21 protein-coding genes and 2 tRNA genes are annotated in these 23,902 nt (G+C 62.0%); 9 read left to right on the top strand and 14 right to left on the bottom strand.

Annotation, left to right across the window (positions count from 1 at the left end; genetic code table 11):
• The first annotated feature begins 128 nt into the window (after positions 1–128).
• Together IB236_RS19850 and IB236_RS19845 are read left to right on the top strand one after the other, a co-directional pair.
• On the top strand, positions 129–1,127 hold the full coding sequence (locus IB236_RS19850; RefSeq protein ID WP_192421900.1) for a tripartite tricarboxylate transporter substrate binding protein: 999 nt from the start codon (positions 129–131) through the stop codon (positions 1,125–1,127).
• Between the two features lie 25 nt (positions 1,128–1,152).
• Positions 1,153–2,577, top strand: a complete 1,425-nt coding sequence (locus IB236_RS19845; RefSeq protein WP_192421899.1) for a M20 family metallopeptidase — start codon at positions 1,153–1,155, stop codon at positions 2,575–2,577.
• A gap of 93 nt (positions 2,578–2,670) precedes the next feature.
• Here the strand turns inward: IB236_RS19845 and IB236_RS19840 are convergent, their stop codons facing one another.
• Positions 2,671–3,732, bottom strand: coding sequence for an aldo/keto reductase (locus IB236_RS19840; RefSeq protein ID WP_192421898.1), 1,062 nt, complete (start codon positions 3,730–3,732; stop codon positions 2,671–2,673).
• Between the two features lie 157 nt (positions 3,733–3,889).
• On the opposite strand from IB236_RS19840, the gene IB236_RS19835 reads away from it, so the two are divergent.
• The 7 genes from IB236_RS19835 (at position 3,890) to IB236_RS19805 (ending at position 11,211) form a co-directional block, all read left to right on the top strand.
• A complete protein-coding gene (locus IB236_RS19835) occupies positions 3,890–4,798 on the top strand; it encodes an alpha/beta fold hydrolase (protein WP_056746405.1) in 909 nt (302 codons plus the stop codon).
• 201 nt (positions 4,799–4,999) lie between these two features.
• Positions 5,000–6,104, top strand: a protein-coding gene (gene prfB, locus IB236_RS19830; RefSeq protein WP_099730502.1) for a peptide chain release factor 2 whose coding sequence is annotated in 2 segments (ribosomal slippage) — positions 5,000–5,080 and positions 5,082–6,104 — 1,104 coding nt in all. Because the reading frame shifts where the segments join, the coding sequence is not laid out codon by codon here.
• Positions 6,105–6,113: 9 nt separating this feature from the next.
• On the top strand, positions 6,114–6,788 hold the full coding sequence (locus IB236_RS19825) for an HAD family phosphatase (protein WP_056746407.1): 675 nt from the start codon (positions 6,114–6,116) through the stop codon (positions 6,786–6,788).
• Complete coding sequence (pepN, locus tag IB236_RS19820) at positions 6,772–9,528, top strand: aminopeptidase N (protein WP_192421897.1); 2,757 nt, start codon at positions 6,772–6,774, stop codon at positions 9,526–9,528. The genes IB236_RS19825 and pepN overlap by 17 nt, the downstream gene beginning before the upstream one ends.
• 23 nt (positions 9,529–9,551) lie before the next feature.
• On the top strand, positions 9,552–10,559 hold the full coding sequence (locus tag IB236_RS19815; protein ID WP_056063775.1) for a class 1 fructose-bisphosphatase: 1,008 nt from the start codon (positions 9,552–9,554) through the stop codon (positions 10,557–10,559).
• 11 nt (positions 10,560–10,570) lie between these two features.
• Positions 10,571–10,646 (top strand) — tRNA-Thr (locus tag IB236_RS19810).
• Between the two features lie 358 nt (positions 10,647–11,004).
• Complete coding sequence (locus IB236_RS19805; RefSeq protein WP_225581271.1) at positions 11,005–11,211, top strand: hypothetical protein; 207 nt, start codon at positions 11,005–11,007, stop codon at positions 11,209–11,211.
• Between the two features lie 81 nt (positions 11,212–11,292).
• Here IB236_RS19805 and IB236_RS19800 read toward each other — a convergent pair whose 3' ends face one another.
• The 13 genes from IB236_RS19800 to aceA all read right to left on the bottom strand — a co-directional run bounded on the left by IB236_RS19800 (position 11,293) and on the right by aceA (position 23,764).
• A complete protein-coding gene (locus IB236_RS19800) occupies positions 11,293–11,604 on the bottom strand; it encodes a single-stranded DNA-binding protein (RefSeq protein WP_056746726.1) in 312 nt (103 codons plus the stop codon).
• Between the two features lie 236 nt (positions 11,605–11,840).
• Positions 11,841–11,917 (bottom strand) — tRNA-Pro (locus IB236_RS19795).
• Positions 11,918–11,947: 30 nt separating this feature from the next.
• Positions 11,948–12,382, bottom strand: a complete 435-nt coding sequence (locus IB236_RS19790; protein ID WP_056746443.1) for a MerR family transcriptional regulator — start codon at positions 12,380–12,382, stop codon at positions 11,948–11,950.
• Positions 12,383–12,478: 96 nt separating this feature from the next.
• The gene (locus IB236_RS19785) at positions 12,479–12,805 is read right to left on the bottom strand and encodes an integration host factor subunit alpha (RefSeq protein WP_056063789.1); all 327 of its coding nucleotides are present in this window, start codon (positions 12,803–12,805) and stop codon (positions 12,479–12,481) included.
• Between the two features lie 25 nt (positions 12,806–12,830).
• Complete coding sequence (gene pheT, locus IB236_RS19780) at positions 12,831–15,278, bottom strand: phenylalanine--tRNA ligase subunit beta (protein ID WP_192421896.1); 2,448 nt, start codon at positions 15,276–15,278, stop codon at positions 12,831–12,833.
• Between the two features lie 72 nt (positions 15,279–15,350).
• Entirely contained in the window at positions 15,351–16,403 is a 1,053-nt protein-coding gene (gene pheS / locus IB236_RS19775) for a phenylalanine--tRNA ligase subunit alpha (RefSeq protein WP_056063795.1), read from the bottom strand.
• Between the two features lie 101 nt (positions 16,404–16,504).
• Positions 16,505–16,864, bottom strand: a complete 360-nt coding sequence (gene rplT / locus IB236_RS19770) for a 50S ribosomal protein L20 (RefSeq protein ID WP_005795139.1) — start codon at positions 16,862–16,864, stop codon at positions 16,505–16,507.
• Between the two features lie 26 nt (positions 16,865–16,890).
• Entirely contained in the window at positions 16,891–17,094 is a 204-nt protein-coding gene (gene rpmI, locus IB236_RS19765) for a 50S ribosomal protein L35 (protein ID WP_008904041.1), read from the bottom strand.
• 183 nt (positions 17,095–17,277) lie between these two features.
• Positions 17,278–17,886, bottom strand: coding sequence for a translation initiation factor IF-3 (gene infC, locus IB236_RS19760; protein ID WP_082522461.1), 609 nt, complete (start codon positions 17,884–17,886; stop codon positions 17,278–17,280).
• Positions 17,887–17,966: 80 nt separating this feature from the next.
• Positions 17,967–19,886 carry a threonine--tRNA ligase gene (thrS, locus tag IB236_RS19755; protein ID WP_192421895.1) on the bottom strand — a complete coding sequence of 640 codons (1,920 nt, stop codon included), beginning with the start codon at positions 19,884–19,886 and terminating at the stop codon, positions 17,967–17,969.
• A 519-nt stretch (positions 19,887–20,405) separates the two neighbouring features.
• Entirely contained in the window at positions 20,406–21,320 is a 915-nt protein-coding gene (locus tag IB236_RS19750; protein WP_192421894.1) for a glycosyltransferase family 32 protein, read from the bottom strand.
• 96 nt (positions 21,321–21,416) lie between these two features.
• Positions 21,417–22,202, bottom strand: coding sequence for a hypothetical protein (locus IB236_RS19745; RefSeq protein WP_192421893.1), 786 nt, complete (start codon positions 22,200–22,202; stop codon positions 21,417–21,419).
• A gap of 230 nt (positions 22,203–22,432) precedes the next feature.
• Positions 22,433–23,764: an isocitrate lyase gene (gene aceA, locus IB236_RS19740; RefSeq protein WP_055402695.1), complete on the bottom strand. Its 1,332-nt coding sequence runs from the start codon at positions 23,762–23,764 to the stop codon at positions 22,433–22,435.
• Positions 23,765–23,902: the final 138 nt, after the last annotated feature.

Below are 23,902 nucleotides of genomic sequence, written 5' to 3'. Positions count from 1 at the left end.
CAAGCAATGGTAAACCAGCATCCATCTTGCATGGCTTGAGGCTCCAATTCACCCATGCCCTTGCGCGGGCGCCACGTGGCCATTGCTCCCACGCCGCCCGCTGCCGGGGCCCTATCACCGGAGTCCGCATGAAACGCCTTGTTCGAGCCTCTTTCCTGTCTGCCACCCTGGCATTTCTTGCCGGCCATGCCAGCCTGGCCTGCGCCCAGGCAGCACCCCCTGCCGACGCCTGGCCCCAGCGCCCCGTGCGCATGGTGGTGCCCTTCCCGCCCGGTGGCGGCACCGACGTGGTGGCACGCGCGCTCGCACAGAAACTGGCCAGCCGCCTGGGCACGCCGGTGGTGATCGACAACAAGCCGGGTGCCTCCACCATCATCGGCACCGAAGCCGTGGTGCGTGCCGACCCCGACGGTTACACGCTGCTGGTTTCGGGCTCCACCAGCTACACGGTCAACCCGGCGCTGCGCAGCAAACTGCCCTACGACCCTGCCAAGGACCTCGTGCCCGTGGCCACCGTGGCCCGGGCACCCCTGGTGCTGGTCGTCAGCGCCAGCGCGCCGTACAAGGACCTGAACGCGCTGATCGCCGCAGCCAAGGCAAAGCCCAAGAGCATCCACTACGCCACCTTCGGCTCGGGCTCTGGCCCGCACCTGGCGGGCGCGCTGCTGGAGCAGGCCGCGGGCATCCAGCTGCAGGACGTGCCCTACCGGGGCAGCAGCCAGTCGCTGATCGCCCTCATGGGCGGCGAAATCCAGCTAGGTATCGACACCGTGGCCGCTGCGGCGCCGCAAGTGAAGGCCGGCAAGCTGCGCGCCCTGGCCATTGCGGGCAAGTCGCGCTCCAGCATGCTGCCGGGGGTGCCCACCGTGGAGGAACTCAAACTGCCAGACGCCGTGTTCGACGCCTGGTATGCCATCGCCGCCCCCGCCAGGACGCCACAGTCTGTCATCCGAAAGCTGGTGACCGAGGTGGAAGCCGTCACCCGCGACAGTGGTCTGCAGGAACAGATGCGCACCCAGGGCATGGAGCCCGTGCACCTGGGCCCCGTGGCCACGCGCGCCATGATCGATGACGAGATCGGCCGCTACCGCGCGCTGGCCCACCGCGCCAAGATCGTGGTGGACTGACGAACACCCAACAAGGACCTGCACGATGAACCGCCAACAACTCATTCAAGACGTCCAGCGCTACTTTGACGATGGCCGCTTCGCCACCGACCTGCGCCGCCGTGTGGCCTGGCGCACCGAAAGCGACACTGGCAAGGTGCCGCCCGAACTGCACACCTACCTCACCGACGAAATGGTGCCCTGGCTCGCGCCCCTGGGTTTTGAATGCGAGGTGCTCGACAACGCGTCGCCACAAGGCGGCCCCTTCTTGGTGGCCCGCCGCGTGGAAGACCCTGCACTGCCAACCGTGCTCACCTACGGCCACGGCGATGTGGTCAACGGGCAGGACGCGCAATGGCGCGAGGGCCTCTCGCCCTGGGAGCTCACCATCGAAGGCGAGCGCTGGTATGGCCGAGGCACGGCCGACAACAAAGGCCAGCACACCGTGAGCCTGGCCGCACTCGCCCACACCATCGAGGCCCGGGGCGGCCGCCTGGGGTACAACGTGACGCTGCTCATGGAGATGGGCGAAGAGGCGGGTTCGCCCGGCCTGGCCGCCTTCTGCGAGCAGCACAGCGACGCGCTGAGGGCCGACCTTTTTTTGGCCAGCGACGGCCCCCGCGTGAACGCGGGCCACCCCACCCTCTTCCTGGGTTCACGCGGAGCCATCAACTTCTCTCTCGCGGTGCGCAGCCGCGACAAGGCCTACCACTCCGGCAACTGGGGCGGCGTGCTGGCCAACCCGGCCACCGTGCTCACGCACGCCCTGGCCACGCTGGTGGACGCGAAGGGCCGCATCCTCGTCAAAGGCCTGCTGCCGCCCGCGGTGCCCGACAAGCTGCGCACTGCCCTCAAGGACGTGGTGATTGGCACCGGCGCCGATGACCCCGCCCTCACCCCCGGCTGGGGCGAGCCCGGCCTGACCCCCGCAGAGCAGCTGGTGGGCTGGAACACGCTGGAGGTGCTGGCGCTGGGCGCGGGCAACGCGCAGCGGCCCATCAACGCCATCCCCGCGCAGGCCGTGGCGCACTGCCAGCTGCGCTTTGTGGTGGGCACCGATTGGCAGAACGTGCAGGCCACGCTGCGCGAACACCTGGATGCGCATGGCTTCAGCCAGGTCGAGATCACCATGGGCATGCACTGCGGCGCCACGCGGCTCGATCTGCACAGCCCCTGGGTGGACTGGACGATGGCCTCGCTGCAGGCCAGCGCAGGCCAGCCCGCAACGCTGCTGCCCAACCTGGCAGGCTCGCTGCCCAACGACATCTTTGCCGACCAGCTCGGTCTGCCCACGCTGTGGGTGCCGCACTCGTACCCCGCCTGCGCCCAGCATGCACCCAACGAACATTTGCTGGCGCCCGTGGCACGAGAAGGTCTGGCGGTGATGGCCGGGCTGTTCTGGGACCTGGGTGAGCCCCAAGGGACGCCGTGGGTTGAAGGGCGCACCACCCGGCAGGAGGCAACTGCCTGACAGCAGCGCGCACAAACTCGCAGAAAAACAAAGGGGCCTGCACGGCCCCTTGGTTTGATCTTGCCGATTCGCAGGGCCACGCCCTGCCCCCGGTCACAGCGCAGGGTCGCGCAGCTCCCAGCGGATCGCATCAATGGCCTTCAGCACATCGGGCGACAGCGTCGTGCCCCAGGCATTAAGGTCTTCCTCCAGCTGCGCCACCGACGTCACGCCGATGATGGTGCTGGCCACTTGCCACTTGGTGTAGCAGAACGCCAGCGCCATCTGCGTGGGTGTCATGCCATTGGCACGCGCCAGTGCGTTGTAGCGGCGCGATGCCTCCAGCGCCTCAGGGCGGCCCCAGCGTTGTTTGCGCACGGATTCATACGATGCAATGCGCGCACCCTGCGGGGCATTGGGGCCAGTAATGCCGCTTTCGTCGTACTTGCCCGTCAGCAGGCCAAAACCCAGCGGCGAATAGGCCAGCAGCGACACATCCAGGCGGTGGCAGGTTTCATCCAGCCCGTTTTCCCAGGTGCGATTGATCAGGCAGTACGGGTTCTGCACCGTGGCCACACGCGGCAGGCCGTGCTGCTCGGCCAGGCGCACGAACTCGTGCACGCCATACGGGGTTTCGTTTGACAGGCCGATGTAGCGCACCTTGCCCGCCTTCACCAGGCCGGCCAGCGCTTCCAGTTGCTCACGAATGGGGGTTTGCGAGGTTTCCTTGGAAGGGTCGTAATACAGGTTGCCGAACGCTGGCACATGGCGCTCGGGCCAGTGGATCTGGTACAGGTCGATCACATCGGTCTGCAAGCGACGCAGGCTGGCCTCGCACGACGCCACGATGTCGGACGGGGTCATGCCCTTGCCCTCGCGCACCCAGGGCATGCCGCGCGATGGGCCGGCCACCTTGGTCGCCACCACCAGCTTCTGGCGCGCGCCAGGGTTCTTGGCAAACCAGTTGCCGATGATGGTTTCGGTGGCACCAAAGGTCTCGGCCTTGGCGGGCACGGCGTACATCTCGGCCGTGTCGATGAAGTTCACGCCGCGCGCAAGCGACTGGCTCAGGATGGCATGCGAGTCGGCCTCATTGACCTGCTCGCCGAAGGTCATGGTGCCCAGGCAAATGGGGGTGACAAGCAGGTCACTCTGACCCAAGCGGACGGTGTTCATGCGGTGAAGGCTCCAGAAGGTGGAAAAGTAAGCAGGGCCTGCTACGGCCCCGGCTGGCGATGGTACAAGCGATCGCCAAAACCTGCCGGACGCCGGACTCCTTGGTGACACCGCAGGGCGCCCCGCCAGCGTGGCGGCAACGTAACATTGGCACAGCATGTACCAAGTCCTCACCCCTTCGCGCAGCAGCACACTGGCGCTGCGGCACCTCAACTACCACGTCCGCCACTGGGGCCCCGAGCAAAGCGACCTGCCCACGCTGGTGCTTCTGCATGGCTGGATGGACGTCAGTGCCTCCTACCAGTTCACGGTGGACGCGCTGCGGCAACCACGCCGCATCATCGCGCCGGACTGGCGCGGTTTTGGCCTCACCACCGGTGCACCGGTAGACCACTATGTGTTTGCCGACTACCTGGCCGACCTGGACCTGCTGCTGGACCACTATGCCCCCGGCGAAGCCATTGACCTGGTGGGCCACAGCATGGGCGGCAACGTGGCCATGATGTACGGCGGTGTGCGGCCCGAGCGCGTGCGCAAGCTCGTCAACCTGGAAGGTTTTGGCCTGCCCGCCACACGCCCCGCGCAGGCGCCCACCCGCTACGCGCAATGGATCGACGAGATCAAGCAGCTGCACCAGGGCACCAAGGAGCTCAAGACCTATGAAAGCGCCGACGGCGTCGCCCGCCGCCTGATGAAGACCAACCCCCGCCTGTCCGAAGACAAGGCCCAATGGCTGGCCCAGCACTGGGCGCGACCCAACGCGCAGGGGCAGTGGGAAATCCTGGGCGACCCCGCCCACAAGATCACCAGCGCGCAGCTGTACCGAGCGGACGAGGCCCTGGCCATCTACGAGCGCATTGCGGCCCCCGTGCTGGCCATCGAGGCCAGTGGCGACAGCCTGGGCCAGTGGTGGAACGGCCGGTACACCCTGGACGAATACCACCAGCGCCTGACCCATGTGCGTACCTGCAGCACCGCCGTCGTGCAAGACGCGGGCCACATGCTGCACCATGACCAGCCGGAGCAGGTGGCCCAGCTGATCGAAGCGTTTTTGGATGCTGCCTGAGGCAATTTGAAGTCCTTGCGCCCGCAAGCGCTAGTGGATATTGCCTGAGCAGCTATCATTTTTGATATGAATGCCACTCGGAGCCCACACGCCGGCCTGCGCAGATCCGGCGGCGGTCTGGCACAAAGGGCATTAGCAGGGCACCTGCCCGTCCCATGAGAAAATCGCGGGTTATTCCACAGAACACGCAGGACAAGAATCATGGACGCAGAACGCATCAACCTCATCGGCACCACCCTCAGCGACCTGGCTCTGCGCACGCAAGAGTTACGGAGGTATCTTTGACTTCGATGCCAAATTTGAACGCCTGCGCACGGTAAACGCATCGCTGGAAGACCCCTCCGTCTGGAACGACCCCAAGAAGGCCCAGGAGCTGGGCAAGGAACAAAAGTCGCTCTCCAGCGTGGTCGTCACGCTGGACAAGCTCACCCGCGATCTGGCCGACAACGCCGAGCTGTATGAGATGAGCAAAGAGGAAGGCGATGAAGCCGGCCTTTTGACCATCGAGTCGGAAGCCGCCACGATGCGCGCAGCGGTGGAAGAGCTGGAGTTCCGCCGCATGTTCCGCAACGAGGCGGATCCGCTCAACTGCTTTGTGGACATCCAGGCAGGCGCTGGCGGCACGGAAGCCTGCGACTGGGCCAGCATGCTGCTGCGCCAGTACCTCAAGTACGCCGAACGCAAGGGCTTCAAGGCCACGGTCGAAGAAGAAACCCCGGGCGACGTGGCCGGCATCAAGAGCGCCACGATCAAGATCGAGGGTGAGTACGCCTTCGGCCTGCTGCGCACCGAAACCGGTGTGCACCGCCTGGTGCGCAAGAGCCCGTTCGACAGTTCCGGCGGCCGCCACACATCGTTCGCCTCGCTGTTCGTGTACCCCGAAATCGACGACTCCATCGAGATCAACATCAACCCTGCCGACGTGCGCACCGACACCTTCCGAGCCTCCGGCGCGGGCGGTCAGCACATCAACAAGACCGACTCGGCCGTGCGACTCACGCACATCCCCACCGGCATCGTGGTGCAGTGCCAGGACGGTCGCAGCCAGCACAGCAACCGCGACGTGGCATGGCAGCGCCTGCGCAGCCGCCTGTACGACTTCGAGATGCGCAAGCGCATGGAAGAGCAACAGAAACTGGAAGACACCAAGACCGACGTGGGCTGGGGACACCAGATCCGCAGCTACGTGCTGGACAACAGCCGCATCAAGGACCTGCGCACCAACGTTGAAATCTCGGCCACGCAAAAGGTGCTGGACGGCGACCTGGACGCTTTCATCGAAGCTTCGTTGAAGCAAGGCGTCTGAGCGATGCGGATGCGCACCGACGCCATCATCTTCGACATGGACGGCACCATGATCGACTCCATGCCCTGGCACGCCCAGGCGTGGGTCGAGTTCGCACGCCGCCGGGGCATGGACATCGACGTGCCCGACCTCATGGCCCGCACCACGGGCCGCAATGGCACCGAGTGCATCGTGGAACTGCTGGGGCGCCCCGTGTCGCAGGACGAGGCCGACGCGCTCACGCACGAAAAAGAAACCATCTACCGCGAGCTGTTTGCCCCGCGTTTCTCCGAAGTGGCGGGCTTTCGCCAGTTTGCGGCCCAGGTGCGCGCGCGTGGTCTCAAGGTGGCGGTGGGCACCGCGGGTGACATCGGCAACGTGGAATTCGCACTGGGCCACCTGGGCCTGGAACCCGCGCCCCAGGCCATCGTGCGTGGCGATGAGGGCCTGCCCGGCAAGCCCCAGCCCGCGATCTTCCTGGAGGCGGCACGCCGCATCGCGGCAGCCCCCGAGCATTGCATCGTCTTTGAAGACGCGCCTTTCGGCATCGAGGCAGCGCGCCGCGCGGGCATGCGTGCCGTGGCCATCTGCAGCACCCACACGCCCGAACAACTGGCCGGGCCCCATGTGCTGGCCGCCGTGCGCGACTACACCGAACTCATGAACACCGACTTTCTGGAGAGCATCCATGTTGCAACTGCATAAAGCCGACGGAAGCGGAGACGGCGCGGCCCCGGCCATCGCCATCCGCCGCGAGGACTACACCGCCCCCGCCTACTGGATCGACAGCGTCGAGCTGACCTTCGACCTGGACCCGAACAAGACGCGCGTGCTCAACCGCATGACGCTGCGGCGCAACCCCGACGTGGCGGTGCAGCCGCTCAAGCTCGATGGCGATGACCTGAACCTGGCACGTGTGCTGGTCAACGGCCAGGGCACCTCGTTCAAGATGGAAGGCACCCGCCTGGTGCTGGAGAACCTGCCAGAAGGCTCCGAGCCCTTTGCGCTCGAAATCTTCACCACCTGCTGCCCCGCCAAGAACACGCAGCTCATGGGCCTGTATGTGAGCCAGGGCACCTTCTTCACGCAGTGCGAGGCCGAGGGCTTTCGCCGCATCACCTACTTCCTGGACCGCCCGGACGTGATGGCCAGCTACACCGTCACACTGCGCGCCGACAAGGCCCAGTACCCGGTGCTGCTGTCCAACGGCAATCTGGTGGACAGCGGCGACCTGGAAGACGGCCGCCACTTTGCCAAGTGGGTGGACCCGCACAAGAAGCCCTGCTACCTGTTCGCCCTGGTGGCAGGCAAGCTGGTGGCCCGCGAGCAGAAGATCAAGAGCCGCTCGGGCACCGACCACCTGCTGCAGGTGTACGTGCGCCCCGGCGATCTGGGCAAGACCGAACACGCCATGAACTCGCTGATGTACAGCGTGGCCTGGGACGAAGCCCGCTTCGGCCTGCCGCTGGACCTGGAGCGCTTCATGATCGTCGCCACCAGCGACTTCAACATGGGCGCCATGGAGAACAAGGGCCTGAACATTTTCAACACGAAGTACGTTCTGGCCAGCGAATCCACGGCCACCGACACCGACTTCGCCAACATCGAAAGCGTGGTCGGCCACGAGTACTTCCACAACTGGACGGGCAACCGCGTGACCTGCCGCGACTGGTTCCAGCTCAGCCTGAAGGAAGGCCTCACGGTCTTCCGCGACCAGGAATTCAGCATGGACCTCGCGGGCAGCCCCTCCGCCCGCGCCGTCAAGCGCATCGAGGATGTGCGCGTGCTGCGCACCGCCCAGTTCCCCGAGGACGCTGGCCCTATGGCCCACCCGGTGCGGCCCGACAGCTACGTCGAGATCAACAACTTCTATACCGTCACCATCTACGAAAAGGGTGCGGAAGTGGTGCGCATGCAGCACAACCTGGTGGGCCGCGAAGGCTTTGCCAAGGGCATGAAGCTGTACTTCGAGCGCCACGACGGCCAGGCCGTGACCTGCGACGACTTCGTGCAATCAATAGCCGATGCCAACCCGGGCAGTCCGCTCACGCAGCACCTTGGGCAGTTCAAGCGCTGGTACAGCCAGGCCGGCACGCCCCGCGTGCGCGCCACGGGCCGCTACGACGCTGCCACGCGCTGCTATGCACTCACGCTGTCGCAAAGCTGCGCCCCTACGCCCGGCCAAAGCGAGAAGTTGCCCTTCGTCATCCCGGTCGAGCTGGGCCTGATCGATGCCACCACCGGTGCCGCCCTGCCCTTGCACCTCGCAGGTGAAGGCGCTGCAGAAGGCGCAGCCCACACCACCTCGCGCGTGGTCGTGCTCACCGAGGCATCGCAGACCCTCACCTTCACCAACCTGGACAGCGAGCCTGTGCCATCGCTGCTGCGCGGGTTCAGTGCTCCCGTGGTGCTGGACATCGACTACACAGACGCGCAGTTGCTCACGCTGCTGGCGCACGACGCCGACGCTTTCAACCGCTGGGAAGCTGGACAGCGCCTGGCATTGCGAATTGCTATTAATACAATAGCTAATGAAGCATATACAACCGGCGCTACCGGCCGATTTGAGCAAACCATTCTGTCGACAGCGTTTGTAGAGGCGATGCGCAGCGTGCTGCGCAACCCGGCCCTGGACGCTGCGTTCAAGGAGCTGGTGCTCACGCTGCCCTCCGAGACGTACATCGCCGAGCAACTGGATGTGGTGGACCCGCAGCGCATCCACGCAGTGCGTGAAGCCATGCGCGAGGAACTGGCGCTGGCGCTGCAGGCCGACTGGGAAACCGTCTGGGAACAGAACCAGGACACCGGCGGCTATCGCCCCGACCCCGTCTCCTCCGGCCGCCGCGCACTCAGTGGCCTTGCGCTGCACATGCTGTGCATTGCCGCGCGAAAGACAGGCGATGTGGTCTGGCCTGGCAAGGCGTACCAGCGCTTCAAGGTCGCGGGCAACATGACCGACCGGTTCAACGCCCTCACGGCCCTGGTGGCCAGCGGCAGCGAACTGGCCACACCCGCCCTCGCCCGCTTCCATGCACTGTTCAAGGACGAGCCCCTGGTCATCGACAAGTGGTTTGCACTGCAAGCGGGTGCGCCCGACCGTGGCGGCAACGTCTTGCCCGCCGTGCGCCAGCTCATGCAGCACCCGGACTTCAGCCTGAAGAACCCCAACCGGGCGCGCAGCGTGATCTTCAGCTACTGCAGCGCCAACCCCGGTGCGTTCCACCGGTCGGACGCTGCGGGCTACGTGTTCTGGAGCGACCGCGTGATCGAGCTGGACGCCATCAACCCGCAGGTTGCGGCCCGCCTCGCGCGCGCGCTCGACCGCTGGAAGAAGCTGGCGGACCCCTGGCGCAGCGCCGCGCGCGAGGCCATTGCTCGCGTGGCCGCCAAGCCTGATCTGTCCAACGATGTGCGCGAGGTAGTGACCCGCGCACTCGCCGAATAAACCACGACCGAGAAGAGACTGACATGGCAAAAAGCATCAGCCTGACCCGCTACCTTGTTGAACAACAACGGGTGGACGGACTCATTCCCTCGCAACTGCGCCTGCTGCTGGAAGTGGTGGCTCGCGCCTGCAAAAGCATCAGCCACGCCGTGAACAAGGGCGCACTGGGTGGCGTGCTGGGCACGGCCAGCAGTGAAAACGTGCAGGGCGAGATCCAGAAAAAGCTCGACATCATCGCCAACGAGGTGCTGATCGAGGCCAACGAATGGGGCGGCCACCTGGCGGCGATGGCGTCTGAAGAAATGGATGGCATCTACCTGGTGCCCAACCGCTACCCCCAGGGCGAATACTTGCTGCTGTTCGATCCCCTCGATGGCTCCAGCAACATCGATGTGAACGTGAGCATCGGCACCATCTTCAGCGTGCTGAAAAAGCCCGATGGTGATCGCGGCGTGGAGGAAGGCGACTTCCTGCAGCCCGGCACCCAGCAAGTGGCAGCGGGCTACTGCATCTACGGCCCGCAGACCACCCTGGTGCTCACCGTGGGCGATGGCGTAGCCATGTTCACGCTCGACCGCGAACAGGGCTCCTTCGTGCTGACCGAGGAGAACGTGCGCATCCCCGAGGACACCAAAGAATTCGCGATCAACATGAGCAACATGCGCCACTGGGACGAGCCCGTGAAGCGCTACATCGACGAATGCCTGCAGGGCAAGGAAGGCCCGCGCGGCAAGGACTTCAACATGCGCTGGATCGCCAGCATGGTGGCCGACGTGCACCGCATACTGACCCGTGGTGGCGTCTTCATGTACCCGTGGGACAAACGCGAGCCCAACAAGCCCGGCAAGCTGCGCCTGATGTACGAGGCCAACCCCATGGGCTGGCTGGTAGAACAAGCCGGTGGCGCTGCCACCAATGGCAAGCAACGCATCCTCGACATCCAGCCCACCCAGCTTCATGAGCGCGTCAGCGTGATCCTCGGCTCAAAAAATGAGGTTGAGCGCGTGACCAGCTACCATTCCACGCTATAATCCAAGGCTAAGCCGGTGTAGCTCAGTCGGTAGAGCAGCTCATTCGTAATGAGAAGGTCGGGTGTTCGATTCATCTCTCCGGCACCAAATGAAGAGCCCTGATTCGCAAGAGTCAGGGCTTTTTCATTGGCCGCTCCAGAGCAACAACCCAGCCCACCGCTGGACAACAAGAACAGGCAGTGCGGCCAATGGGTGGCGCAGATCAACCCACTGCCGGGACATGCGATACAGCGTTGCCAACTGGAAGCGCCGCCACTTGGTGCGGCCACCGCCATCGTCAACAATGGTGTCGCGCGTGTGTTGCATCCGCCAGATGGCAGCTTAGGTGTTTGCAAACATCGGCAACTGATGCAGACTGTGCGCTTCAGCTTGCCACCACAGGTTGCTTGGTCAACTGGCAACAGACCGCACACCAAAGTCTCACACCTCCACTACCAGCACCATCATGAGTGTCGAACGCAGAGGCAGCATGGACCGCCGCACTGGCAAGGATCGCCGCCAGGAAGAAAAAGGTCCTCCCACCAATTTCGAGCGGCGCCGAGCCATCGAGGCGCGCCAGCCCGAATTGACAGAGCTACACATGAGCGAGGATGAGCTCAAGGCATTGGGCTTCGCGCCCACGCCCAAAGGCAGCCCTCGCAAGACAGGCTAGGTACAGCGCCTGGTCCGGGTGCGCTTGTGGGCGCGCCCTGCTCCGCCTGTCATCCCGTGACACAGCTTGCGCCGCATATGCCTACTGCTCGATGCCAGAGAGCGGCAGGCTGATCAACCGGTGTGCCACCATATCCAGCGCGGGCCTCGCGTTGCCTTGTTTGTCCGTCCAGACACGAGGATTCAAGCTGCCGGAAAGCGCCACCGAATCACCGTCGCGCAACTGGTGAAGCGACGCGCAGAGACCCTCGTCAAAGGCGATGACGTTGATGAAAAGCACTTCGCCCTCTGCCGTGCTGGCTCTCACCTTCGCCAGTGTGTAGGCCTTGCCCGCTTTGTCCGTGCGGCGCTCCGCCTCACCGTAAAGCCGTCCGGCTACCAAGCCATCAATCATGAAGGTCTCCATGCCCATCGTGGGCGTGTTGTTGCGCCCCTCCCAGGCCCCGCAATCACTGCATGGCCAATGTCACCGGCAAGGGCGCCTGACGTCGCCGCACGCACGGCACGCAAGCACAGTGTGTGCATGGAGCGATGCGCCACCACCGAACCGCAACGCTGACGCCGTTAAAACCAGCGGAGGAGAAAAGCAAAAAAGCCCAGAACCTTTCGGCTCTGGGCTTTTGCTATCAATGGTCGGCGTGGCGGGATTCGAACTCGCGACCCCTTGCACCCCATGCAAGTGCGCTACCAGGCTGCGCTACACGCCGACAAGACTTAGATTATATGCAGAAAAAAGCTCAGTTCAGAGAAAGTAGCGCACGAATTTCAAATAATTCTTGGCGCACTGCGTTGGAGTCCAGGGAGAAGCCCGCAGCAACGATGGAAAGGTCGCGCGCGCTGTCCACCAGCATGCTGGGTGGCTCTGCGTCCTGCGGCAGAGAAGCCTCGTCCGACCCAACAACTTCTCGCGCAGCATGTGCAAGCTCTTGCAGGCGATTGCGCGCTCCACTGATGGTGAAGCCCTGGTCGTACAGCAGATCACGGATGCGGCGAATCATCAGCACCTCATGGTGCTGGTAATAACGCCGGTTGCCACGCCGCTTCATGGGCCGCAGCTGCGTGAACTCCTGCTCCCAGTAACGCAAAACATGCGGTTTGACGCCGCACAGCTCCGCAACCTCACCAATCGTGAAGTATCGCTTGGCGGGAATGGAAGGGAGGGTGGTGCCCATGGCTGCGTGTTCAAACGGGAAAGCTTTCAAGCGTACTGCAGACCAGCCTGCACCGCCAGCCACCAAGAACATCTTGGCAACAAAAACAGCACAAACTCACGCAACAGCGGCCGTCTGAATCTGCTCCTTGAGCTTGCTGCTGGCATGGAAAGTCACCACGCGACGCGCCTTGATGGGTATGGCCTCGCCCGTGCGGGGATTGCGCCCGGGACGGGGAGCCTTGGTCCGGATCTGAAAGTTACCAAACCCCGAAAGCTTCACGTCCTTGCCTTCGACAAGGCTTTGGGCAATCAAGTCGAAGAAGGCATCGATCATGTCCTTGGACTCGCGCTTGTTCAAGCCGATCTGATCGAACAACAGATCCGCCAACTGCGCCTTGGTCAGTGCCGGTGTTTCCAGGCTTTCAACTGCGAATTCGATCATGGCTCGTCACTCCCCTTGGACATCATCACACCCGCAGACGGGCGCCCGTGCGCTGCGTCAACTGAGTGATCACGGATTGCATCGCTGCGTCGATTTCTGCCTCGGTGAGCGTGGCTTCATCGCGCCCCAGAGTGAGGCGCACGGCCAGGCTCTTCTCGCCGGGGGCCAAGCCACCCGCAGGCGCCTCTTCGCCCGCCCGCAGCGCCTTGGGCCGATACACGTCAAACAGCACGGCAGAGCGGAGCATGCCACCCGGAACGGCCTGCTCTACCGCACCCATGATGTCGGCGTGCGTCACGCGCTCTGCCACCACCACGGCCAAATCGCGCTCGACAGCCTGGTGTTTGGTCACCGGCTTGAACTGAGGCACCACACGCTGCAGCACGGCGTCAAGCTCCAGTTCGAACATCACAGGTGCCTGAGGCAGGTCCCACGACTGGCGCCACTGTGGATGCAATTCGCCCACGAAGCCAATAGCACGCCCATCGACCAGCACGCGGGCGCAACGGCCAGGGTGCATGGCAGGGTGGGTGCCGGGCTCGAACGTTGCGCGCAGGGGGGCCAGAAGCGCTTCCACGTCCCCCTTCACATCAAAGAAGTCGATGGCCTGATCCATGCGCCCCCACTGCAGCATGTCGTTCGGACCATACGCCAGTCCCGACACGCGCATGGGCTGGTGAAAGCCTTCGACCGTGGTGTCGGTGTTGCGCACGCCGCCGTCGCGCAGGAACACACGGCCCAGTTCGAAGACGCGCACCCGCTCGGCCTTGCGGTCCAGGTTGAACTTCAAAACTTGTAGCAGAGAACCCAATAAAGTCGAGCGCATCACGCTCATCTGACTTGCGATCGGATTGAGCAGCTTGATGGGTTGCGGGTTGGCGGCCAACTCGTGCTCCCAACGCTCTTCCACAAAGCTGAAATTGATCGTTTCCTGATACCCCAGGGCTGCCAGCGAACGGCGCACCGCAAACGGGCTGCGCGTGGCCTCGAGCGCTAGCTTGGGCGTAATGGGTGCCAGCGGTGGAGTGGTCGGAAGGTTGTTGTAGCCCACCATACGGGCCACTTCTTCGATCAGGTCTTCCTCGATGGTGATATCGAAACGGAACGACGGCGGCGTGACCGTGAGCGCACCGTCGCCCTGCACCACCGGCAGGCCCAGGCGGGTCAGCGCGTCGGCGCATTGCACCTGCGTCAGCGGCATGCCGATGACCTTGGCAGCACGCGCCACGCGCAGCGTGACAGGCTGTGGCACTGGCAAGTTCACCACTTGGTCGTCCATAGGGCCGCATGCTGTATCGGCCGTACCGCAGATATCGATGACGAGTTGGGTAATGCGCTCGATGTGCTCCACCGTCAGGCTCGGATCCACGCCGCGCTCAAAACGATGGCCGGCATCCGTCGAGAAGTTGAAGCGGCGCGAACGGCCTGCCACCGCCTTGGGCCACCAGAAAGCCGCCTCGATATAGATGTGCCGGGTTTCATCAGACACCGCCGTGGCGTCTCCGCCCATGATGCCCGCCAGCGATTCCACCTGGCTGTCATCGGCGATCACGCCCACCTTGTCATCCACCGTGATGGTGTTGCCATTGAGCAGCTTCAGCTGCTCACCCGGCTTTCCCCAGCGCACGTCCAGGCCACCATGGATCTTGTCCAGATCAAAAATGTGCGAAGGACGTCCCAACTCAAACATCACATAGTTGGAAATGTCTACCAGCGGCGACACACCACGCTGGCCACAGCGTGCCAGGCGATCGAGCATCCACTGAGGCGTGGCAGCCCGCGTATTCACGTTGTGCACGATACGGCCGGAGAAACGGCCACACAGGTCAGGCGCGCTCACTTTGACGGGCAATTTGTCCGTCAGCTTTGCGGCCACGGCAGGGAACGATGTATTTTTCAGCGGCGTACCCGTCAATGCGGACACTTCTCGCGCGATGCCATAGACGCTCAGGCAATGCGCAAGATTGGGCGTGAGCTTGAGCGTGAACAGAGTGTCATCCAGGTTCAGGTGTTCGCGGATGTCCTGGCCCACGGGGGCTGAGGCATCCAGCTCCAGCAGGCCTCCATGGTCCTCTGACAGTTTGAGCTCACGGGCGGAGCACAACATGCCTTGGCTTTCCACACCGCGCAGTTTGCCCACCTTGATGAGGAAAGGTTTGCCATCGTCACCCGGCGAGAGCTCGGCACCCACCAGTGCGCAAGGCACCTTGATACCCACGCGGGCATTGGGCGCACCACAAACGATGTTCAGCAGGGCGTCCTGCCCCACGTCCACCTGGCACACACGCAGGCGGTCGGCGTCTGGGTGCTGTACCGCCTCCTTGATCTCACCCACCACGATCTTGGTGAAAGGCGGGGCCACGGGGCGCAGCTCCTCCACCTCGAGGCCGGCCATCGTCAGCGTTTCGGCCAGCTCGGCCGTCGTCAAAGGGGGGTTGCAGAACTCACGCAACCAGGATTCAGGAAATTGCATAGTCGGACACTCTTGTACGGAAGGTGCGCAGCACGGCCACAGGGCACGCGCACGGCGCGAAGTCGGCGGGCTTTACTGGAACTGCGACAGGAAGCGGATGTCGCCGTCAAAGAACAGGCGCAGGTCATTGACGCCATAGCGCAGCATGGTCAGGCGGTCGGGTCCCATGCCGAATGCAAAGCCGATGTACTTCTCAGGGTCAAGACCCATATTGCGCACCACGTTGGGGTGCACCTGGCCCGAGCCCGCCACTTCGAGCCAACGGCCTGCCAGCGGGCCCGTCTGGAACTGGATATCGATCTCGGCGCTGGGCTCTGTGAACGGGAAGAAACTGGGACGGAAGCGCAGCACGAGATCGTCGCTCTCGAAGAACGTGCGGCAGAAATCCGTGAAGATGACTTTCAGGTCCTTGAAACTCACGTTCTCACCAATCCAGAGACCTTCGCACTGGTGAAACATGGGCGAGTGCGTAGCGTCGCTGTCCACGCGGTAGGTACGGCCGGGGGCAATGACGCGGATCTCGGGCATCGCCTGACCGGCATCGAGCGCAGCCCGGTGCTTTTTGACATGCTGGACCGCATGGCGGATCTGCATGGGGCTGGTGTGTGTGCGCAGCAGGTTGGGGGCGGTGGCAGTGCCGCCCTCCACATAGAACGTGTCATGCATGGACCGCGCAGGATGGTCTTCCGGCGTATTCAGTGCAGTGAAGTTGAACCAGTCGGTCTCGATCTCAGGACCTTCGGCGACGTCAAAACCCATGGAACCGAAGATGCCCTGGATGCGTTCAAGCGTGAGCGACACCGGATGCAAGCCACCCTGCCCGCGCTGGCGGCCTGGCAGGCTCACGTCCAGTGCTTCGGCCTTGAGCTGCAATTGAAGTTCGGCATCGGCCAGAGCTTGGCGGCGAGCGGTCAGCGCAGCCTCGATGGCCTGCTTGGCAACGTTGATGGCTGCGCCGCGGGATTTCTTTTCCTCGACGGACAGCTGCGCCATGCCCTTCATGAGCTCGGTCACGCGACCTGACTTGCCCAGAAACTGCGCCTTGGCGTTTTCGAGGTCAGCAGGGGTTGCGCTTTGGGCAAACAGTTGCGTCGCGCTCTCGACCAGGGAATCCAACTCGTTCATATCGACTCTTGAAAATGAACAAGGGCTAGTGCCTTTTCAAGCCCTAGCCCTTGCTGTTATTGCGCAAGCAGCTATCAGAACGATAGCCGCTCATCGTGAACTCAAGCAGCCAGCTTGGCCTTGACTTGCTCCACGATGCTGCCAAAGGCAGCCTTGTCGTGCACTGCGAGGTCGGCCAGCATCTTGCGGTCGATCTCGATGGATGCCTTCTTCAGGCCGTTGGCGAACTGGCTGTAGGTCAGGCCCAGTTCACGGGCAGCGGCGTTGATACGGGCGATCCACAACTGGCGGAACACGCGCTTCTTGGTGCGGCGGTCACGGTAGGCATATTGCCCAGCCTTCATTACCGCCTGTTTGGCGATACGGAAGACGTTACCGCGGCGACCACGGAAACCCTTGGCAAGGGCGAGAACTTTCTTGTGACGGGCACGGGCCGTTACACCACGTTTGACGCGAGGCATGTATGTACTCCTTGTTCGTCAGTAAATTAAACGCCCATGCCGGGCAGCATCTGTGAAATCGAGCCCATATTGGTCTCGTGCACAGCAACCGCACCACGCAGATGGCGCTTGTTCTTGGTGGTCTTCTTGGTCAAGATGTGACGTTTGAAGGCTTGACCGCGCTTGACGGTACCACCTGGACGAACGCGGAAACGTTTTTTCGCGCTGCTCTTGGTCTTCATTTTGGGCATGTGAATGCTCCTTTTTCGTTGTGCTCGTGAGGCGTTTGCAAACCGATCTGCAAACTTGTTGGCCCCGAGCCACTTTTATCGAAAGGCTTTCACCTTCCGGTCGGCAGTGCTCGAAAGCCCCACCTTTTCAAACACCCCGCCCCTTCGGGCGTGGCGCTCAAAATCTGACACTGATTGGCAAACCTACGCCGCCGCACCCGTTGCTGGGGCCGCGCCTTCAGCCGCTGGCTTGGCCGCGGGCTTCTTCTTGCCCGGAGCAATCATCATGATCATCTGGCGGCCTTCCAACTTAGGAAACTGCTCAATGATGATGCTGTCAGCCAACTCGTCACGAATCCGGTTCAGCAAAGCCAACCCGAGTTCCTGGTGAGTGATTTCACGCCCGCGGAACCGCAGCGTGATCTTGCACTTGTCGCCATCCGCCAAAAAGCGGCGAATGTTGCGCATCTTGATGTTGTAGTCGCCATCGTCCGTCCCGGGGCGGAACTTGACTTCCTTGATCTCAATGACCGTCTGCTTGGCTTTGGCTTCTGCCGCACGCTTTTGCTCTTGGTACTTGAACTTGCCGTAGTCCATGAGGCGGCATACCGGCGGATTCGCCGTAGCGGCGATTTCCACCAGATCCACGTCCAGCTCACCGGCCATGCGCAAGGCCTCCATGAGGCTGACAACACCCAAAGGCTCGTTGTCTGGCCCGGACAGGCGGACTTCCGGGGCCATGATTTCACGGTTCAGGCGGTGCTTGCGCTCTTCCCGGTGGCGACGATCACGAAATTCAGTAGCGATGGCTATCTTCCTTGAATCAAAATGCTACAAATAAAGTAGCTACTTCCGCACAGTCCGCGAGCGGCAAAGCAGTTTTGTGTTCAAAATCAGGCTTTGTTGGCGATGTCACTAGCGATCAATTCAATGAACGCATCCACAGACATCACGCCGAGATCACGATTACCCCGGGCTCGCACTGCGACGGCGCCGGCTGCCTTTTCCTTGTCGCCTGCGACGAGGATGTAGGGCAGCTTTTGCATCGAATGCTCCCGTATTTTATACGTAATCTTCTCATTGCGCAGATCCAGGGCCACCCTAAGGCCTTGATTGGGCAGCGCTTTTTGCAGTTTTGCTGCGATTTCACGACAGTAATCGGACTGAGCGTCCGTGATGTTGAGCACCGAAACCTGCACGGGAGCGAGCCATGTAGGCAAGGCACCCGCGTGCTGCTCGATCAGAATGCCAATGAAGCGCTCCAAGCTACCCACGATGGCGCGATGCAGCATGATGGGCCGATGGCGGGCGCCATCTTCGCCCACAAACTCTGCGTCCAGGCGCTCGGGCATATTCGGATCCACCTGAATCGTGCCGCACTGCCAGGGGCGCCCCAGCGCGTCCTTGAGCGTGTACTCGATCTTGGGACCGTAAAAGGCGCCCTCTCCGGGCAGGTATTCAAATTCGCAACCGGATGCCCTTAAACCCTCAGCCAATGCGTTCTCGGCGCGGTCCCAGCTTTCCTCGCTACCGATTCGCTTCTCAGGCCGTGTGGACAGCTTGTAGATGATGTCCGTGAACCCGAAGTCCTTGTAAACCTTCTGCAGCAACGTGGTGAACGCCACGACTTCGGACTGGATCTGGTCTTCGGTACAGAAGATATGGCCGTCGTCCTGTGTGAAAGCACGCACGCGCATGATGCCGTGCAGCCCCCCGGTCGGCTCGTTGCGGTGGCATTGGCCGAACTCGCCAAACCGCAAAGGCAGGTCACGGTAGCTCTTGATACCTTGCTTGAAGATGATGATGTGCCCAGGGCAGTTCATCGGCTTGAGCGCGTAGTCGCGCTTTTCCGACTCCGTGACAAACATGTTCTCGCGGTATTTGTCCCAGTGCCCGGTTTTCTCCCACAGGCCCTGGTCAAGGATCTGCGGCCCCTTGACCTCCTGATAGCCGTTGTCGCGGTACACGCGGCGCATGTACTGCTCCACCTCCTGCCACACCGTCCAGCCCTTGGGGTGCCAGAACACTGTGCCAGGCGAGTGTTCGTCGATGTGGAACAGATCCAGCTCGCGGCCGAGTTTGCGGTGGTCGCGCTTTTCTGCCTCCTCCAGCATCGTCAAATACTGCTGCAGCTCATCCTTGGTGGCCCAGGCCGTGCCATAGACCCGCTGAAGCATCTCATTACGATGATCGCCACGCCAGTAGGCGCCTGCCACCTTCATGAGTTTGAAGAACTTGAGCTTGCCGGTGCTGGGCACGTGGGGGCCGCGGCACAGGTCTTCGAAATTGCCTTCGCGGTACAGGCTCACGTCTTCGTTGCTGGGGATGCTGGCAATGATTTCGGCCTTGTAGTGCTCACCCAGGCCCTTGAAATACGCCACGGCCTCGTCACGCGGCAGCACGCGGCGCACCACGGGCTCGTCCTTGGATACCAGTTCGGCCATGCGCTTTTCGATGGCCACCAGGTCTTCGGGCGTGAAGGGACGCTTGTAGGCAAAGTCGTAATAAAAACCGTTTTCGATCACCGGACCGATGGTGACCTGCGCATCAGGAAACAGCTCCTTGACGGCATAAGCCAACAAGTGCGCGGTGGAGTGCCGGATCACCTCGAGACCGTCGGCATCCTTGGCAGTGACGATGGACAGCGCGCTGTCAGCCGTGATCTGGTAGCTGGTGTCTACCACCTTGTCACCGATCTTCCCCGCCAAAGCAGCTTTTGCCAGACCCGAGCCAATAGAGGCAGCCACTTCGGCCACCGTGACAGGGCCCGGAAATTCGCGCTGCGAACCGTCAGGAAGCGTGATGTGAATCATGGGAGTAACTCTTTCTTTTCAATCAGTGCAATGGGTGCGGGCACGCGCCAGGCCCAGGAAACAAAAAAGCGCGGAACAGGTCCGCGCTTTTTGGAGGTGTGTGCAATCTCGTGCAGGCGCGAACAGCCAGCCTCAACGGCCGGTCAACATCTCCGATGTAGTTCGCGGTGTCATAACCAGATTGCCTTTCTCGCTCTTATTCAATGAAACAGTACTTCATTTTACCCTCGACTAGAAATCGGCATCCAAACGCTGCGCATTTACCTCTCTCGAATGGCATTTGTGCTACAGAGTAACGTGTCGTCAACACCGCGCGCGAATCTGGCAAAGACCATCCGGGCGTGGAGCAACAGTCGCCTCGTCGGATTTCGGCACACTCGACAGCGATGAGTTTGCGATCCCCCGCGTTTTGGCCCGATAGGTGCCGCGACCCAGAATCCGCCCCCCGCACCAGAGCACACCGCGAATGACACGCACATAACCACCTGCAGGCGAGAGCAAATATCAAGCCTCCTTCACTCAACGCCGCAACTTAGCGATCAGTCGGTGCAAGAGCCCAGGGGACGCCCTGGGCGCGGTGTCGAACCAGTCGGCAACACTCCAAGGCATGGACACTCCATGGTCGTCGCGAAACTCCTCATCCTGCGCACTGCGTCCAACGTCGAATCCAGCTGGCGCATCTACATCGGTGGCGTAAATATCGCGCCGTCGCCACAGGTCGGAATACCCACTACCACCGGCAACCCCGAAGTCCAACAGACCTGGCGACCCCATCCGCTTTCTTTTGACAGCAACGATCCCATCACGCAAGATCAAACAATGCGCCTTTTCATCGGTAGGGAGATCAATGTCTCGGGCAGCTCTCGCGACCAGGTCTTTGCCGACCATACCCGCTACACCCGTGACAAGATCTTGGGGCTCGCACACCATGGCCAACGCCTTGCCAAAAAGCGCTGGCCCCGTGGGACACAGCGGTGTATTCCCATAGTAGCCGCGACGCACGTTAGCGCAGATCATCTGGATGGCAGCTTCGAAGACCTTGTGTTTAGGGGGAGCGGAAAACACGCCATTGCTTGTATCCCACGGCGACGACCACATGAAATCGCGGAACACGGTTACGCGATGTGCGTCAACGGGCAGTGAACGCAAAAAATAATACGAGAGATCTGCGTAGACACCGCCATGTTCATACATGACGCAGTAACGAGCCAAGTCCGCCTTGTACGCCAAAGGCTTCAGCTGCACAAAAGCGTTCACTACCTCCGAAGAGAATTTTTGCTCGATGAATGCCGTCAGCTCTGCCTGCCCAAACAACTTGTGAGGGATTCGGGGATGTCTCTTCCGGAACGACCGGATGTTTTCAAGGATCAGCGGTGGCAAGGGCTCCCCATCAGGCAGCCCTGACGGGCTGAGAAAAATACTGGTCAACAGCATTTCTCACCCGTCACCCAGAAGTGGCCGAAGACCGCAGGCGATCAACATCCGTGCCAATCGCTCCAACAGGTGCAGCTGCGAGATCTTCGGCATGTTTCACGGATGCGCCGCATCCCAATCCTGCAGCCTTGCAAAATTACCAATCTCCATTGCCCTTGTCAGCGACCGGTGGTGCGCACCCAGCACTGTGGAGAGCAAGATTTTCTGAGCCCCCCCAAGGTACACGGTCCTGGCCAGCTCTTCCTCCGAAGAGCCGCAATGTGGCAGCCTGATATCCATCAAGATCACGTCTCCTGCCTCCACAAAGAGGGACTGAATCAGCGCTGAGTCAGCGGGCTCGCTGGCGGAGTCCTTGTCGAGTGAACGCGGAACCACATGGGCACCGGGTACGACCTTCAGGCTTTTGCCAGCCTGCAAGTACACCAGCGCTTTGTACACGCCGCCGCCGTCGACCCCCCAACACAAATCTGTAGTGAGGTGATGCTGATATTTCCCCCTCAGCAAATCCACATGCCACGCTTGTGATCGGTTGACGGTGATGTCGCTCAGACCGATTGATCGCGGCCTTCCCGCGCCTGATGCCGCACCCAGCACTTCCAGTATCTGTGCGTTTCCAGAGATCCAGGTGTGAAGCGGCTCCAGATCCGGATACCGATGAAAACCTGCAAGATGACGCGCCGATGGATGGGGACGTGTTTGCTTCAGAAAACCAAGGTTGCCCAAGACCAACGCCCTGGCCCACTCGACTTGACTCAACGGGAACAACCCCGGCAACACGACACATCCCTGCGCCCGAAGGGTCTCCGCTTTTTCCACTACCTCACTCGGGGTCATCCGCAATATCTTTCGATCAAAAGCCGCCAGGATCAACGGGTCATACACGCTTGCAAAAGCACCCTCTAGCGCAGCTCTGCTCCGCTTTGGTTCGATGTAACTCGAAATGGGGAGTGGCGCTTGGTGGTTATATCAGTCGGAGGAACAAAAGCACCCAATTCTGCATTCGCGCTGGAAGGACAGCACCTTTTCATGACGCCAGTTCACAACAAAAAAGCCCGGGGGTCGCCCGGGCTTCCAGCTTCCCCCTGCCGATAGGCAGAGGCTGAAACTCCATCTCAGTGGAACTGCTCTTCTTCGGTCGAACCCGTCAGGGCCTTCACGCTGGACGAGCCGCCCTGGATCACCGTGGTCACGTCGTCGAAGTAGCCTGCGCCCACTTCCTGCTGGTGCGACACGAAGGTGTAGCCCTTTTCGCGTGCTGCGAATTCTGGCTCTTGCACCATTTCGGTGTAGTGCTTCATGCCTTCGCCTTGAGCGTATGCATGGGCGAACTGGAAGGTGTTGAACCAGTTGATGTGGATACCGGCCAGCGTGATGAACTGGTACTTGTAGCCCAGAGCCGACAGGTCTTCCTGGAACGACGCGATCTGCTTGTCGTTGAGGTTCTTCTTCCAGTTGAACGAAGGCGAGCAGTTGTACGAAAGCAGCTTGCCAGGGCAGGCAGCGTGCACAGCTTGCGCGAATTCACGGGCAAAGCCGATGTCTGGCACGCCGGTTTCGCACCACACCAGGTCGGCATAGGGAGCGTAGGCCACGCCGCGGCTGATGGCTTGTTCCAGGCCGTTCTTCACGCGGTAGAAGCCTTCTTGCGTGCGCTCGCCGGTCAGGAAGGGCTTGTCGTTGGCGTCGTGGTCGGACGTGATCAGGTTGGCAGCTTCGGCATCGGTGCGGGCCAGCACGATGGTGGACACGCCCATCACGTCAGCGGCAAAACGTGCGGAGATCAGCTTTTCGCAGGCTTCTTGTGTAGGCACCAGCACCTTGCCACCCATGTGGCCGCACTTCTTGACAGCGGCCAGCTGGTCTTCGAAGTGAACGCCTGCAGCGCCCGACTGGATCATGTTCTTCATCAGTTCGAAGGCGTTCAGCACGCCGCCGAAACCGGCTTCCGCGTCCGCCACGATGGGCAGGAAGTAGTCGATAAATTCCTTGTCGCCGGGGTTGATGCCACGGCCCCACTGGATTTCGTCGGCGCGCTTGAAGGTGTTGTTGATGCGGCGAACCATGGTGGGCACCGAGTCGTAGGCGTACAGCGACTGGTCGGGGTACATGGTCTCGGACGTGTTGCCGTCAGCGGCCACTTGCCAGCCCGACAGGTACACGGCTTCGAGGCCTGCCTTGGCCTGCTGCATGGCCTGGCCGGCGGAGATCGCGCCGAATGCGTTCACATAGCCCTTCTTGGCGCCGCCGTTGATCTTGTCCCACAGCTTTTCAGCGCCGCGCTTGGCCAGCGTGTGCTCGATAGGCAGCGAACCACGCAGACGCACCACGTCGGCAGCGGAGTAACCGCGCTTCACACCCTTCCAGCGGGGGTTGGTCGCCCAGTCTTTTTCCAGGGCGGCAATTTGCTGTTCGCGGCTCAGTTGTTCGTTGAGGGATTGGGGCATGAGATCACTCCAGAGGTTGGTTGAAAACGCCGGGCTGCTGTGTGCCGCCCTTGAAGACAACTTTAAGTCTTCTATAAGACTTGTGCAAGCTCTTATGTCTTATAGAAGATATAAATTTTCTTCTTTCAAAACAACCAC

This window comes from Acidovorax sp. ACV02 (assembly GCF_014851475.1).
In the GTDB taxonomy this organism is placed as follows: domain Bacteria; phylum Pseudomonadota; class Gammaproteobacteria; order Burkholderiales; family Burkholderiaceae_C; genus Acidovorax; species Acidovorax delafieldii.
Note: the sequence above shows the minus strand (reverse complement) of the source record. Positions and strands in the feature narration are given on the sequence as shown.

Excerpts from the sequence above, each read along its gene's own strand:
- IB236_RS19850 (WP_192421900.1), top strand. The coding sequence starts at position 129 with ATGAAACGCCTTGTTCGAGCCTCTTTCCTGTCTGCCACCCTGGCATTT.
- IB236_RS19845 (WP_192421899.1), top strand. The coding sequence starts at position 1,153 with ATGAACCGCCAACAACTCATTCAAGACGTCCAGCGCTACTTTGACGAT.
- IB236_RS19840 (WP_192421898.1), bottom strand. The coding sequence starts at position 3,732 with ATGAACACCGTCCGCTTGGGTCAGAGTGACCTGCTTGTCACCCCCATT.
- IB236_RS19835 (WP_056746405.1), top strand. The coding sequence starts at position 3,890 with ATGTACCAAGTCCTCACCCCTTCGCGCAGCAGCACACTGGCGCTGCGG.
- IB236_RS19825 (WP_056746407.1), top strand. The coding sequence starts at position 6,114 with ATGCGCACCGACGCCATCATCTTCGACATGGACGGCACCATGATCGAC.
- pepN (WP_192421897.1), top strand. The coding sequence starts at position 6,772 with ATGTTGCAACTGCATAAAGCCGACGGAAGCGGAGACGGCGCGGCCCCG.
- IB236_RS19815 (WP_056063775.1), top strand. The coding sequence starts at position 9,552 with ATGGCAAAAAGCATCAGCCTGACCCGCTACCTTGTTGAACAACAACGG.
- IB236_RS19805 (WP_225581271.1), top strand. The coding sequence starts at position 11,005 with ATGAGTGTCGAACGCAGAGGCAGCATGGACCGCCGCACTGGCAAGGAT.
- IB236_RS19800 (WP_056746726.1), bottom strand. The coding sequence starts at position 11,604 with ATGATTGATGGCTTGGTAGCCGGACGGCTTTACGGTGAGGCGGAGCGC.
- IB236_RS19790 (WP_056746443.1), bottom strand. The coding sequence starts at position 12,382 with ATGGGCACCACCCTCCCTTCCATTCCCGCCAAGCGATACTTCACGATT.
- IB236_RS19785 (WP_056063789.1), bottom strand. The coding sequence starts at position 12,805 with ATGATCGAATTCGCAGTTGAAAGCCTGGAAACACCGGCACTGACCAAG.
- pheT (WP_192421896.1), bottom strand. The coding sequence starts at position 15,278 with ATGCAATTTCCTGAATCCTGGTTGCGTGAGTTCTGCAACCCCCCTTTG.
- pheS (WP_056063795.1), bottom strand. The coding sequence starts at position 16,403 with ATGAACGAGTTGGATTCCCTGGTCGAGAGCGCGACGCAACTGTTTGCC.
- rplT (WP_005795139.1), bottom strand. The coding sequence starts at position 16,864 with ATGCCTCGCGTCAAACGTGGTGTAACGGCCCGTGCCCGTCACAAGAAA.
- rpmI (WP_008904041.1), bottom strand. The coding sequence starts at position 17,094 with ATGCCCAAAATGAAGACCAAGAGCAGCGCGAAAAAACGTTTCCGCGTT.
- thrS (WP_192421895.1), bottom strand. The coding sequence starts at position 19,886 with ATGATTCACATCACGCTTCCTGACGGTTCGCAGCGCGAATTTCCGGGC.
- IB236_RS19750 (WP_192421894.1), bottom strand. The coding sequence starts at position 21,320 with ATGCTGTTGACCAGTATTTTTCTCAGCCCGTCAGGGCTGCCTGATGGG.
- aceA (WP_055402695.1), bottom strand. The coding sequence starts at position 23,764 with ATGCCCCAATCCCTCAACGAACAACTGAGCCGCGAACAGCAAATTGCC.